Origin of the sequence: Zavarzinella sp. (assembly GCA_041399155.1) — a bacterium.
GTDB lineage: Bacteria > Planctomycetota > Planctomycetia > Gemmatales > Gemmataceae > JAWKTI01.
The window spans coordinates 1,959,658-1,973,530 of the sequence record JAWKTI010000001.1 but is presented as its reverse complement, the minus strand read 5'-3'; the positions used below and the strand labels follow the sequence as shown (position 1 = coordinate 1,973,530).

5 protein-coding genes are annotated in these 13,873 nt (G+C 49.2%); 1 reads left to right on the top strand and 4 read right to left on the bottom strand.

All coding sequences use genetic code 11. From position 1 onward, the window contains the following. Positions 1-12: 12 nt before the first annotated feature. Both R3B84_08135 and R3B84_08130 read right to left on the bottom strand, forming a co-directional pair. Complete coding sequence (locus tag R3B84_08135) at positions 13-3,906, bottom strand: hypothetical protein (protein ID MEZ6140525.1); 3,894 nt, start codon at positions 3,904-3,906, stop codon at positions 13-15. 33 nt (positions 3,907-3,939) lie between these two features. After that, entirely contained in the window at positions 3,940-9,036 is a 5,097-nt protein-coding gene (locus R3B84_08130) for a BatA domain-containing protein (GenBank protein ID MEZ6140524.1), read from the bottom strand. Between the two features lie 117 nt (positions 9,037-9,153). On the opposite strand from R3B84_08130, the gene R3B84_08125 reads away from it, so the two are divergent. Beyond that, positions 9,154-10,044: an ABC transporter permease gene (locus tag R3B84_08125; protein ID MEZ6140523.1), complete on the top strand. Its 891-nt coding sequence runs from the start codon at positions 9,154-9,156 to the stop codon at positions 10,042-10,044. Positions 10,045-10,171: 127 nt separating this feature from the next. On the opposite strand, the gene R3B84_08120 is transcribed toward R3B84_08125, so the two are convergent. Both R3B84_08120 and R3B84_08115 read right to left on the bottom strand, forming a co-directional pair. Then, entirely contained in the window at positions 10,172-10,558 is a 387-nt protein-coding gene (locus R3B84_08120; GenBank protein ID MEZ6140522.1) for a hypothetical protein, read from the bottom strand. Between the two features lie 282 nt (positions 10,559-10,840). Continuing rightward, the gene (locus tag R3B84_08115) at positions 10,841-13,831 is read right to left on the bottom strand and encodes a valine--tRNA ligase (GenBank protein ID MEZ6140521.1); all 2,991 of its coding nucleotides are present in this window, start codon (positions 13,829-13,831) and stop codon (positions 10,841-10,843) included. Positions 13,832-13,873 lie beyond the last annotated feature (42 nt).

The window sequence follows — 13,873 nt, the reverse complement described above, 5'->3', positions numbered from 1 at the left end:
ATCATGTCCTGATTATTCTGGGATTTCGGGCATTGGTTCTTCTGGGCTTTTAACTGCTTTCTGAATTAACTCTGCAATATCCCGCTGCATCTGTTCTAGCAATTGTAATTCTAATTGCTCGTCATCATTTAACTCAGCCATGGCGGGGTGCTTTTCAGCAAACAATTTCGTTCGGTGGGCAATATCTGTCTGTAATTCTTTCAACGCTTTCAATTCTGCCAATGGCGGGAGCTGATTTCCAGTCGTCTGCGGCGGTGGCTTGGGCTGATCTTTGGCTTCGGTTTTGGCCACAGCAGCTTTTTGTTTTTGTTCCTGCTGATCTTTCAGTGCGGTCATTAACTGGACAAGTCGCATTTTGACTAATTCCTGTTGCGACAATATTCCCGCTTGCAGTAATTCTTCTGTCTGCAGATCAAAAGGGCCCAATTCGGCGATATCCAGTCTTAAAAATAACCGCCGATCAATCAATTCCAACGCACCAACAGCTTGCTGCAGCATGCGATGAAACACTGGCACTTCTTTGAAGTCTTCGTTTTGAGTCAACTGGATTGCTGAGGAGACAGCTGTTTCTTCTTTCTGCAAATCGACCAGACTTACTCGGAGTGAACGATCCCACTTATTAGCCCCAATTGCCTGTTGGTGAAGCCGAGTCATTTCGGCAATGGCCCGTTCCTGACGGTCGCGCAATGCCTGTAGTCTGGAGATCAATTCCTGTTGTTTTTCTCGCTGCAATTCTTCACGCTGTTCATCTTTTGCATTGTTCATCTGCTCTTGTGCCTGGTCAATTTTGTCCAGAACTTTGTTTTGCTGGGCGGTTGCATCGTCTCCACGTTGCATCGCTTCGGTCGCTTCCTGAACCATGCGGGATGCCTGACGTAACTGGTTTGCAGCGACATCGTTCTGTTCCCGTTCTAGCCGTTCCGCTATGTGGTCCAGTTGTGCTTCCAATTCTGCTTGTTGTTTCGCCAGTTTTTGAAGTGCCTCCGCACGTTCGGTGGGGTCATTCAATCGATTCGCTTCCTGCGTGGCTTTCAAAATCTCGTCTTGTTTGTCAAACACCTCGTTGAATGTTTGATTTTGCTGCCGAAGTTTTTTCACCAGCAAGTCTGGCTGATCCTGTGCCTGAGGCTGAAGATTTTCTAATAATTCCTGCAACCGTTGCTTTGTGCGTGCGTTTTCCTGTTGCCCCAAGGTGGTGTCTGCTTTCTGCAAATGAGCTGTCGCAGCCTGAGACACTTTCTTGAGATTTTCCACATTCCCGCCATCAATGGCGCGTTGCAGTGCGTCTTTTTCTGCCTGCACCTCTGCTTTAAGTTCTTGCAGGTCAAGCAGTTCCGCTTGAAGGCGTTTTTTTTCAGCCGTCACAGCAGGTGGGGATATTTTGTTCTGCGTATCCAGTTTTGCTAGCTTTGTTTCGATATCTTTTTGTGCCAGGTTTAACTCACGAAGGCGGACGGATCTTTCTTCAGTCAACTGATACAGTTGTTCTGTCAACAAGCGGACGCTTTCGGCGATTGTGGCTGAATCTGCAGCCGATTTTTCCAGAAGTTTTTTCTGGTCATCAGTTAACGTCTCCGGCTTCATGTTCTGTGGGACTGTAGTTTGCTGTAATTTTAATTGGTCACTAAGTTGATCAACTTTCTGAATTATCGTGCGTGCTTCTGCACTCAGTTTGGTTGTACTGTTACGCGGTTCCAACAACTCTGTCAGGTTTTTCAGAGTTTCCCAGTTCTCCTGTTGTTGGCCAAGGATTGTTTGATAAACAGTTTGATATCTATTCTGTTGTTTGATGGATCGCCACTCTTCCAGGCGTTCTGAAAGTGGGTCGAATATCTGATTTTCCAGTCGTTTCAGTTCTGTGATTGTGAAACGAAGTCGCTGGACTGTGTCTGTAGTTGCCAGTCGATTCTGGTTGATCGTGGTTTCGATATCGAGCAGGCGTTTGATGATGCCATCATTTGGGTGCTGAATTCGTGTGTGGATCGATTTTTGTTGTAGTCCCACCTCATTTGCTGCGGCAGAATCCACTGCCGGGATGGTGGTGTTCGAAAAATCCCGCCGATCATGCACCCGCTCGCGCATTTCAATGGTGCGTGTCTGTAACTGAAAAATTTCTAATATTTCTTCGCGAATTTTTGCCAGTTGTTCATCAAGCGAGGTTCGCAATTGGCCCGCAGTCACAATTCGAATCGCAATTTCACGGCTAAAGCCAGGTTGGCGAAAACAGTCAACATAGTTGAAGTCTGTTGCCAGAAAACGCATTCGAACAAGATCCCCCGCTGATAACGTTTGGTTATCTTGTTTCCGGAGTGATGCCAGTTCAAATTGTCCCTGATAACGGTAATTTCTGATACCAATCCCACGATGATAGGGAAGTGGGGCAATGGCAATCTGGTCGGTCACCAGTCGAATCTGATCTGCGTCCATGATTGGCAGTCGTTTGGTTGGTTCTGCATTAATCTGATATTCAAGTAGCACCCGTGCAATTGCAAAAACAGGATCATCGACACTGATTTCATAATTCCATGGTGCGGTCGGCAACAATGCAAAAAGATCTACACCTGGCGGGGGATCGACAATTTCAATTGCTGGAAGTGGATCCGGGATGATATTCACTTCCAGTAACCTGCTTCCAGCAACGCCACTATCATCTTCGAACCGCAGAATGTAATTTCCCGCGACCAGTGGGGCCCACCTGATCTGCATGATCTGGCGATCGTCTGATAATTGCAATGGAACTGATTGCAATGCGCAATTATTTGCCAGATAACCAGTTAATGCTGCTTGAGATGAAATTGGAAGCGCCTGACTGATCGTTGAAGCCATTATTGCGGGTGCATCATGGTCCAGTTCCAACCATGCACGTTTGATGGGTCTGTCAACTGCGGCAACTAGATTCAGGTGCGTACCCGGAAATAGCTCCACAACGCTGGTACCATCCTGCAATGCCAGTTTGGCCAGATCAGTATAAGTAGGATATTCCAAAGTAATTTGTGGGGATGGCCGTTGATTGAGTGGCACCAATTTTGGTGGAATCGCAACCTGTACTTTCCCCACCAAAAATGAAGTGTCATTGGCCTGAATTGTCAGTTGTGCATCCTGTTGCAGCCTGCTGCTATCCAGTCGCACGGAAAATCGAGTTTTTGGTTCTGAAGGAACGGGGAAGTTCGCCGTGCTGATGTAACCACTAGCATATTGTAAGTTTACTGAGATGGTGCTGGGAATGTTGCCCGAAAGTTCCAACTCTAGCTCCAGAGAATCGCCACGTGCAATTCGGACAGGAAAACTCTCTGGACTGATAACTTTAATGAATACCCGCTGGTCCACAATCTGATGGTGGTATGGCAGAAAAAATCTTTGTAACGAGTTTGTAACTAGTTGCGATTTGATGCCGAGTAATAGCAGGAAAATGATGCACGCAGCGAAAGCCAGCAAGAAAAGACGAAGCAAATATCTGCTGGGTACAACTTCGGCAAGGTCGTAGCGTTCCGCACGCCGAATAGCTTTCCGGATAGTTGCCCGCGTAAAGGCATCGTTGGGCAACGGGGTTTGCATCAGACCGACGGCACTTCGTAATGAGTCTTCAAATACTGGAAAACGCAATTCGATTTGTTCAGCCAGTTTTTCATGGGACTTCGTGATTTTCCAGGGTTTCAGAATCGCACGGTAAATCCAGCGAAATGAAGAAACAATGCAAATTATCAGGATGCCGGCGCGCACCAGGCTGGGAAGGGCAAAAAAGTAATCCAGTGAACTGGTGATTGTCAGAAAAATGGCAACTATCAGTATCAGACCTGAAAGACCACGAATTAACGTCACCCACCGCCAGCGGAATATCAACGGAGCAAATACATGTTCCAGAGTGCTGGCAGATTTGTACGCGGGTGGTCGTAAGGTCAACGGCATGCGCGGCTTTCCAAAAATGTTCTCTCTATACCACTATAGCAAACGCCATTTTTTCCGGTAAATCCATTCTGCAGAAAATAATGTCAGCAATAGTACAAATACCCACGGATGGTTCCAGATGGGGTAGGGTGGGCAAGGTTGATCCAGAGGAATGCGAACTCCTTCTGGAAGTGAATCAATCAATTCACCACTACCAGCAACTGGAAAATATCCCCCACGGGTGGTTAGGGCGGCTTGATTCATTGCCAGTCGATCCAGTTGCGTATTTTCCATTTCACCAGGTGGGGGCAACACTTGCACAGTTGTTCTAATCAACCGGTTGTTCTTCGGGTCGATGGTGCTTAATGCATAGTCACCTTCAAGCGTTCCTGTGTAAAGAACTTCGTATGTTGATCGTGAACCATCCTGTTTCGCCAATTTAAGGGTTTGTTGGTCCAGTACGCGATTTCGGTCTGTCAGGGCACGTCTGGATAAAGCAACTTCTACGACTTCCGTGGGAACAGGTGCATCGTCTGGAAAGCGAACGGTAATTCGCATTGGTTCGTCACGCCTGTAAGTTTTCTGATCGGTGCGAAGTTCGGTACGCCCGACACGACCACGTGCCAGCATTCGGATGGTCTGAATCCAGAATTGATTAAAACGGCTCTCATCATTACGAAAACGCCAACGCCACGTTTCATCGAAACCAATAAAAATCACCCGGCCACCACCATAGAATTGTTGCGCTATCAAGGCGTGTGTTGGCTCAGTGTTCATCATTTCCGGATGCAAAGCCAGAACTTCCGCCGATAATTTTGCACGAACCGATTGATCATACCAATAAAGTGGCTGCAGTTCCTGCCATATTCTCATATTTTCATCATCATCTGCAGACATGCGAAACATGGGATGGCTCTTCCCGGCAACGGCAATTTGCAGGTGGTAAGGTTTGGTAATTGTGGCAGTTTCCCGACCAGCAGCATCTGTGAATTGCACTGGCAGCACCTCCTCAAGTGGCGTGCCTCGGTAACGTGCGGGATTTGAGAATCTGCCCGCCTGGAAGATGATTCCCCCACCTTTTTTGACCCAGTCAGCAACCGTTTCAAGGTGGTTACCACGGCCGGGCAGGTCGTTGGGATCAACATCTCCCCAATAGATTACATCATACTTTGATAATTCTTCAGAAGTGGGGAACCGGCTGATCGAATTCGTGCTTTGTTTGCGGGCATCGGGTGCCTCACTCAGTTGCAGAAAATCAACCTGAACGGACTTTACACCGTTTTGGGTAGCGAGTTCTCGCTCAAAAATCGACCTGAGATAGCGAAAATCGTAACGAGGGTAACCATCGACCATTAGCAGTCGAATTTGGCGTGCCTGCAATACAAGCACCGGGTGCTCGTAGTTGTTGTTGGTTGTGTCACCTTCCCCGCTGATGGTGGGAGTATCAACAACATAGATTTTTTCACCTTCTTCTTTCGGCTGATGAATAAATCTCACCCGCTTCCCTGCCTGACCCGGTGCCAGTGAGATCGTCTGGCGTTGCAGTTCGACAAGTTGATTGTCGATTTTTTCGTAAAGTACGACAGGCACGGTAGTTGGCAGTGGGCTGCCAGAACAAATCAGGCGGAAATCGATGATCAATCGATCATTCACATTCACCACATCTTCCGCACGGAATTCACTGATTGCGATGTCAGGTGGGAGATTTTCTTCCCCGGTACCCACAAAGAACAGCGGGATATTGGCCCGATTTGCGGTGCGTTGCGTTTCCGACCACTTTTCACCAGTAGTAATCACACCATCTGAAAAAACGATGATGGAACTGAGCGATCTCCCACGAAACTTTCGGATCAGTGTTGTGACCATTTCACCAGTGCGGCTTGATTCGCCCATTGGATCGATTGACAGAAGTAGTTTCAGGGCATCAGGGCAAGCAGCCTCATTATCGATCGTTGCAAGGGTAACCGGTTCGGTTGCTCCATAGCAGAGATGAATCCGTAATTGCTTATCTGACAGCAATTTAGGTAAAAATTCTCCATCGTTGGCAACAAGCATTCCACGCACAAGATTCAGGCGGTTTGGTTGGGAAAGCCAGTCAATTTTCTGTTCGATCAGGCTGAGTTGGGTTGTCAGTTGCTGTTGAAAGCCAGAAGCGGCAATTTTCGCACGCACTTGATCTCGCTGATCTGTCAACGCCCGAATTTCGGGTGCAGCATATTCCAACCAGGACTGATGCAATTTGGAAGCTATTTCATTTGTGTTTATATCAGAGTATTTATCTATCACTGACATACTTTTAGAATCGTCGATCAGTACTACGATTTCTGGCCAGGCTTCCCGCTCTACAACTAACTGCGATTGTGGCAGAAGTAGGTAAAGTGCCAAAGCGAGTGCCAGAGACCGCGAAATTATCATCAAGGAACGCGGTAATAACCCAGCACCACGACTTCCCCTTAGGTGGGCCAGTTTTTCAGCTCGGTAAATGAGTACAATCGCCGTAGTGCAGCCCACTAACAAGCCCGCCGCCAACCAGAAATGAGTTTTTCTTAATGGATGAAGATAGTTGCGTGTCTCCCACCGGATGTGCATTCCTTCCCCGGGAGCACCCGTGGGGAGCATGAAGAAATCTTCCAACAATTTTTGCCGAACTGTCGGTGCGAAGGACAAGAATTCGCCTTTCGCAGTAAAAACTAATGAGAAAACCAGCACCGTAGTTGCAAGTAGCAGGGGCAACAACAGGAAAAAGGTATGCCAGAAGGCGGTACGAATTTTATTGTCGTCTGTGCCCACACCAGCTCGTGCGGAGCCGAACTTCCAGGCAGCAACAAGTTCCAGCATCAGCAGGATAAGGAAGCACCACAATCCCAGCTTGGCCATATCCGGCCCGCGTGGTGCCCGCTCATAGTAGGTGGGTTCTAATTCCTGAGTCTGCCGATTTCGTGCCAGGATGCTGCTGGCAGAATTGACCAATTGAACTGGTTCGGAACTGCTTGTCTGCCAGTCACTTAGGGAAAATCGTTGCAGGTCGCTTGCGGTTCCTCCTTTCGCCGTTAAAGTGGGGACATTCACTGCGTAGATCAACGGGGTTTGCCCACTGATCACAAAACGGTGGAAACCCGCAAGGAGGAACTGGTTCGAACGGACTACGGCACTGCTGGTATCAAGTTCCACCGTAGTTGTTTCCAGCAATTCCTTTTGTGGGTCGAGAAAATGTTCCACCGTTAATCCGGAAAATGTGCGGGAGACATATTCCTCCAGCACATCGCCCGTGGCGAGGACTTTCTGTTCTGATGTGGCTGCGAAATCTTTCAGCGTTTCCTGAATCATTGGCAGAAAACAGAATGAATTCGGCCAGTCATTCCAGTCTCTGTTGAGACTGGAAGTGCAACAATACACTTTTCCACGGTGAAGCGGGAAGACCACCAGGGCGGGATCATTTGTGGCTTTTTGATCCGCATTTTCGTAATTCAAGATTCGCGTTGCAGCAGAATTGGCGGGCAATTCCATCCGAATGTATTTGCTGATCCGAGGTGTGCGAATGCTGGCCCGCTCTTCCTCTTTGCGAAACTGTTGCAACGGAGGGCGATCAAATGCACCTTCCATTGGAGAAAAATAATAGCCAGTTTCAGCATTTTCCTGGATCGAAATCAGTTTGCCAGGCAGAATTCCCTGTCCATCGGCAAACAGCAAGCGGTTATATTCATCCATGTTATTGGCAACATTGGGTCCCATGCCAATAAAGACAGACCCACCTCTTTTCAGTAATGCTTCCAGTCGTTGAATTTCTGTAGCGCCAATGCGAGGCAGATCACAAAGAAACACGCTGTTGATTGGTGAATTCGGCTGAAAAAGTTCCCCACGTACAGAATCGGTAAACTCCCGTGGCGAAAGTACTTGCACCACGCCGGGCGTATTGGCGTTGGGTGCCAGTTCTGGATTGGGGTTGATTGCTGCAACCAGAAAGCCACTCGCACGCTCCAGTGGTTCGTTTGCCGGTTTCCCATTCACTACCAGCACAGGGATACGGTCCAGCACAGGCAGGATAAAACTGCGGCTGTTATCGACACGGAGACTGTCTTCGCCCACCCGCACCTGAACCTGATAATTCCCCACTTCCCGCAGGCGATTTTGTTCGACCAGTGGGAAAGTCACCTGGATGGTGCTGCGTGGGGGGATTTCAACCAGTTGCTGGGCAATAGTCCGCAATGGCCCCGTTCCCCCAGGTGGTCCTAACAGAAATTCGACCGGTAGTTGATTGACAGCAGTCCTTCCATGGTTCGCAATTGTCACCTGAAAAACAACATCCTGCTGCAGAAAAACGATCGGTTCGGCGGGTTGTAATGCCACCACACTGATGTTGGCTTCGTCTTTGCCAGCACAATCGACGAATACTACATCGGCATTCTGTAAAATACGATCCCAGACATTATTTTGCGTGGTACTGGCACCATCCATACTTTTGGGTAGTTCCCACGCCGATTGGCGAATATCGGAGAAAAACACCACTTCTCGCTGGTCAAACTTCCCCAACGGTCTGCTACACAAATCTGCAAGCTGGTTCAGACAGCCAGGATGATCCCCACTGGTATGTTGAGGCTGAATTGATTCGATGGCCTGCACAATCTGCTGGCGATCATCCGCTGGGCCTGGTATCAGCAGATCCAGAGAGTTTTGGAGCACAATCACCGTGAATCCATCACCTGCAGGGGCATTGTTGATGTAGGATAATGCCTGCGCAAGTGCGTAATCAAGCCTGCTGGAACCATCTTCCCGATTAGTTGTCATTGTGAAAGTGTTTTCAAGCACAATCAATCGGTGTGTGCGTCCCTGATTGGAAACTGGCAACAACTGGCCGGGATAGACCACTTGCCACAATCGTTCTGCCCACGGACTCATCGCTGCCATGGCAAAAATGAGCGAGAGCAGCAGTAACGATCGAAGCAGCAAGAGTAACCACTTTTCCAGCCGCATGCGGCGGACATTCTTTTTTTGTGCGGCCAGTAAAAACCGCATCGCAGCAAATGGAAGGATGATAAACCGCTTCCGGTTTAAGAAGTGGATCAGTACCGGAACAGCGACCGCTGCACCCGCGACAGCAAGCGTTGACAGGGGTGATGCAAATACAACGGCAAAAAACAGTGACAGAATCACTGATCGTTTCTCATAGGTAAAATCAGGAAAATCTCTACGAAATTAGTGTAACCATTTGCGGGAGTTCTGGCGAATCTTCGCTCGGAATCTCGATAATTTTCATTGGGCACAAAAACGATGAACTCAGCTTGGAAGGCGTGGGGCTATCTCATTCAGTGGACTTTTGCGAGACAGTGGAAGGCAAACCAGATGGTTTGGATCTCGCTGTTCCTGCTGGGCATCTGCACTGGTATTGTGCTGTTATTTACGACATCCACTGGTTGGAATCGTTACGAATGGCGGGTGCAGCGCACCAAACCGTTTCGTGCGGAATTTCTGGCAGGTGGGCTGGCCCATGCAGCAATTGAAGGTTCTGAACTGATCGCACGTTACAAAAGAGAAACCAAACCTCATGCCGTTTTTTCCAAAAACGTAGTTTTTATGTTGTACCTCGGTTTTCTCTTGCCGATGCAAAGTCTCAGTTTTGCGGCAGCGGCATTTGGCCAGGATCGTGAAAACCGTACCATGATCTGGCTGAGCAGTCGACCGATCCCACGTTGGGGGATCTATCTGGCAAAATGGCTGGGAGTGCTGCCGTGGGTATTATTTCTGAATGTTGGTGGTTTTGCGATTCTCTGCCTGGCAGGTGGCAGTACCGGGCGCGATCTGTTCTGGCTATATCTGCCGTCCATCATTGCAGGTAGCCTGACATTCAGTGCGTTGTTTCATTTTTTCGGTTCGATTTTTTCACGCCCGGCCATCGTGGGCCTGCTCTATGCCATGTTTTTTGAAACAATTCTCAGTGAATTACCGATCCCGGGTACCATCAAACGGCTCAGCATCAACTATTATGTGCGCTGTCTGATGTACTCTTCAGCTGAAAAATACGATGTACCTACCGAAAGCGAATCGCTTTTTGTGCCAGTCAGTGATACCACGTCATACATCGTATTGCTATCTGCAACGCTGGCGATTACCTGTTTTGGGATGTGGTATTATTCCCGCACCGAAATCCATGATGATGCGTGATCTTTTTGGTTGGGAACAGTTTCAATAGATCCCAGATCATTTGTGACCAACTTTGGTCACTTAATTGTGCACGGCTTCGAATCAGTTGGCTTTTACAAGTAAATTGATTCTCAAATCCGCTCAAGCATTATCTCTTGATAAAATTGCCGTTTTCATCATACCGTTTGGGGTCTGTGTATCCGAAAAAATCGTTGTAGCAGATTTGTTTCGGCCCGATTCTAACATCAAGGCTCTGGAATGCATCCAGCCGCTCATGAAAAGTGAACAACTCCTCTGCTTCGCAGGCAGCCATGGCTGCTGGCAGAAACCAGCCTAGTGAGTTCTTTACCGCAAGATTCCCCTCTGGTGAGTACATTCCAAAGTCGTTGGGCAGTTCATAGTCTTGGGTGGGAGTTAGAAAACCATCGTGAATGGCCGAATCCAGCCGTTCACGTACTTCCGTATCGCAGATTTCGCTGTGATCTGATTTGATTGCAATCAGGCGATTGAGCAGTTCCGCAAGAACCTCATTCATGATGATGCTCCATTTGTTGTTCGGCTATCGTTTTTGCCTGGCCAACACACAGTTTCACCTGACAATTTGCACATCGAGCCCTTTCAGACGCTTTGGCCTATGGATTTCATTCAACTCATCCCAATTCAATTCAATTCACAGAACTGGATTCCCGCCTTCGCGGGAATGACGGTTGTTGGCACAACCGTCTGAATGTCGTCCATTAGACGGCTTTCAAAATGACTGGCAGGATGTCAACTGAGCCTGAACTAAAGCCATAAACACATATTCTTGTATGGCCCTCTAACTAAAATCCTGGATCATTTCTCTGATGGAAGCCATTTGCTTTGTCAATTCCATCACCAGTTCCCTCTGTTGAGCAACCACTTCCGCGGGTGCTCGCGAAACAAACGACTCATTCGCCAGTTTCGCAACGGTGGCATCGTGTTGCTTGAGGGTGGTGGCCAGTTGCTTTTCCAGTCGGGCACGTTCATCTTCCACATTGATAAATCCTGCCAGTGCCACATAGCCTTCCATATCTTCCACCAGAAATGAGGCGGATTGGGCAGGTTTCTGGATGTGGGGGCCGCATTCCCACTGCGATAATCGCCCTAACTGCACAATAAACCGCTCTATTGGCTGAAGTGCCTGGTGGCGGGCATCTGGGCAGCGGACTGCTAATGGCATCTCGGTGCGGTCATCGATCTGGTAGCGATTGCGAATTTCACGCACCGCACGGATCAGATCCTGCATGTGGGCAATCGCCTGTTCTGTTTCTGGTTTGAGAAGTTCCTGATTTACCACAGGCCAGCGGGCAACACTGGCAAATTTTTCCACTTCAACTGCATTCTGCAGGCCGCGTTTTGGTGCAATTTGCCCCAGTGCCTCCCACAGTGATTCGGAAAGAAATGGCATTACTGGCTGAATCAGACGGACGATTCCGTCCAGCACCGTTATCAGAATGTGCTGCACCAGGGGGCGGTCTTCGGCATTTTTTAACCGCCCCTTGCTCATTTCGATGTACCAATCGCAGAATTCCGACCATGCAAAATCATAAATCAGGCGGGTGATTTCGCTAAAGCGAAACTTTTCAAACGCATCCGTGACACTTTGAATGGTGGTGGTCAGTCGGCTCAGGATCCAGCGGTCTTCTAAAGGCAATGCTTCAATGTTAACTTCAATCGGCTCATATTCATCGATATTCAGCAGGATAAACCGTGTTGCATTCCAGAGCTTATTGGCGAAGTTCCGCCCCACATCGAAGCGTTCGGACCCCTGCAGTGCGGTGGGCAATTCCGGATCGGTTTCCAGCCACGGGCCACCCGGACGAAATTGCCCTTTGCAGTTGGTACAGGTCACTTTTCGCGTCCGCATGTACATATGCTCTTTTTTGACTGCATTCAGTGTGCCGCAGTGGGGGCAGACGTTCCCCACAGGCAGCTTGGAATCCTGCGTTTCCCCTGCCGATCCCACCATAACGAAACGCAATGCATCCGCCCCGTACAGTTCGATGATATCCAGCGGATCGACGCCATTGCCCTTCGATTTGCTCATTGTGTCGCCGTAACCGTCGAGGATTTTTGGCGTGATGTACACGTTGCGAAATGGCACTTCGCCTAGATTGTAGAGCCCTGTCAGCACCATACGCACCACCCACAGGGTGATGATGTCGCGGGAAGTTACCAGCGTGCTGGTGGGGTAATAATAAGCCAGCTCCGGCGAATCCGTGGGCCAGCCCAGGGTAGAGTGGGGCCACAACGCTGAACTGAACCAGGTGTCAAGCACGTCCGGATCACGGGTAAATCCGTTCGATTCCAACAGCGTTTCCAGTTCCGGATGATCCGGAGCGACACAAACCTGCCATTTTGGCAGTGCCGTGGGTTCTTCCGAAGGGATTTCGACTGCCACAAACGCTTTAGCATCCTGGCTTGCCAGAAAATCCGGCCCCGCGTGGGGGCCTTTTGCCGCACTGCCATACCAGATGGGAATTTGGTGCCCCCACCATAATTGACGGCTGATGCACCAATCCCGCTTTTCCTGCAACCAATCGAGGTAGCTTCGAGCATAGCGATCAGGCGTAAAGGCGACTTTACCATTCTGTACAGCCTGCAATGCCATTTCCGCCAAACCTGGTTTGCCATCAGTGCGGTTGCCCATCAGAACAAACCATTGATCTGACAACAACGGCTCGATCGGGCTTTTGCTGCGGTCGCTGTATTTCAGTGGGACGGTGCGGTCGGTTTTTTCAACAAAATACCCCAACTCTTCCATTTCCAGCACAATCGCTTCCCGTGCATGGTAGCGATCCTGGCCCGCATATTTCCCAGCAGCAGCATTGAGGGTGCCGTCGGGGTTCAGGATGTTGATAATGTCAATTTCAGGATGCCGCTGCCAGCAGGCATAATCGTTTGGATCGTGGGCAGGAGTCACCTTCACACAGCCGGTTCCCAGTTCCGGATCAGCCAGTAAAGCATCTGCAATCACCGGAATTGTCCGTCCACTGTGGGGTAAGAGAACCTGTTTGCCCACAAAGTCCTGATACCGTTCGTCATTTGGATGGACGCACAGCGCGGTATCACCCAGCATTGTTTCGGGGCGGGTGGTTGAAAAGCGAATCCGCTTTTCCGGCTGATCCACCAGTGGGTACTCGAACGTCCAGAAACCGCCCACGGTGTCTTCCGTGTAGGTTTCATCATCCGCAACGGAGGTATTCAACTGAGTATCCCAATTGACCAGCCGTTTGCCACGGTAAATGTAGTCATCGCGAAACATTTTGAAGAAGGTGGTGCGGACAGCACGGACGCACGTCTCGTCCAGAGTGAAACGTGTGCGTTTCCAATCGCACGATGAACCTAACTGCTTTAACTGTCCAAGGATACGTTTTTCGTACTGGTCTTTCCACGACCAGATTCGTTTGACCATTTCTTCACGGCCAAGATCGTGTCGAGTTTTCTTTTCTTTCGACATCACCAGGCGTTCTACCACAGCCTGGGTGGCAATTCCTGCGTGGTCTGTGCCTGGAATCCACAAGGCATTGTCGCCCATGGCACGCCGCCAGCGAATCAGTACATCCTGCAAGGTATTGTTCAGTGCGTGGCCCATATGCAACGCACCGGTAACATTCGGCGGGGGAATCACAATCGTGTACGGTGGGCGGGTGGGATCAGGCACAGTGTGAAAAATCCCGGCTTCATCCCATTGTGTCAGCCATTTTTCGTGTGCGGCTTTGTTGTCGTAAGTTTTCGCCAGTTCAATCGCCATCGCTTTCATTCCACGCAAGTCGTTTTGAGACAAGACTTTTCGAATCAATCCAGGTTCAGGTAAATTTATTTGTTG

Excerpts from the sequence above, each read along its gene's own strand:
- R3B84_08135 (MEZ6140525.1), bottom strand. The coding sequence starts at position 3,906 with ATGCCGTTGACCTTACGACCACCCGCGTACAAATCTGCCAGCACTCTG.
- R3B84_08125 (MEZ6140523.1), top strand. The coding sequence starts at position 9,154 with ATGAACTCAGCTTGGAAGGCGTGGGGCTATCTCATTCAGTGGACTTTT.
- R3B84_08120 (MEZ6140522.1), bottom strand. The coding sequence starts at position 10,558 with ATGAATGAGGTTCTTGCGGAACTGCTCAATCGCCTGATTGCAATCAAA.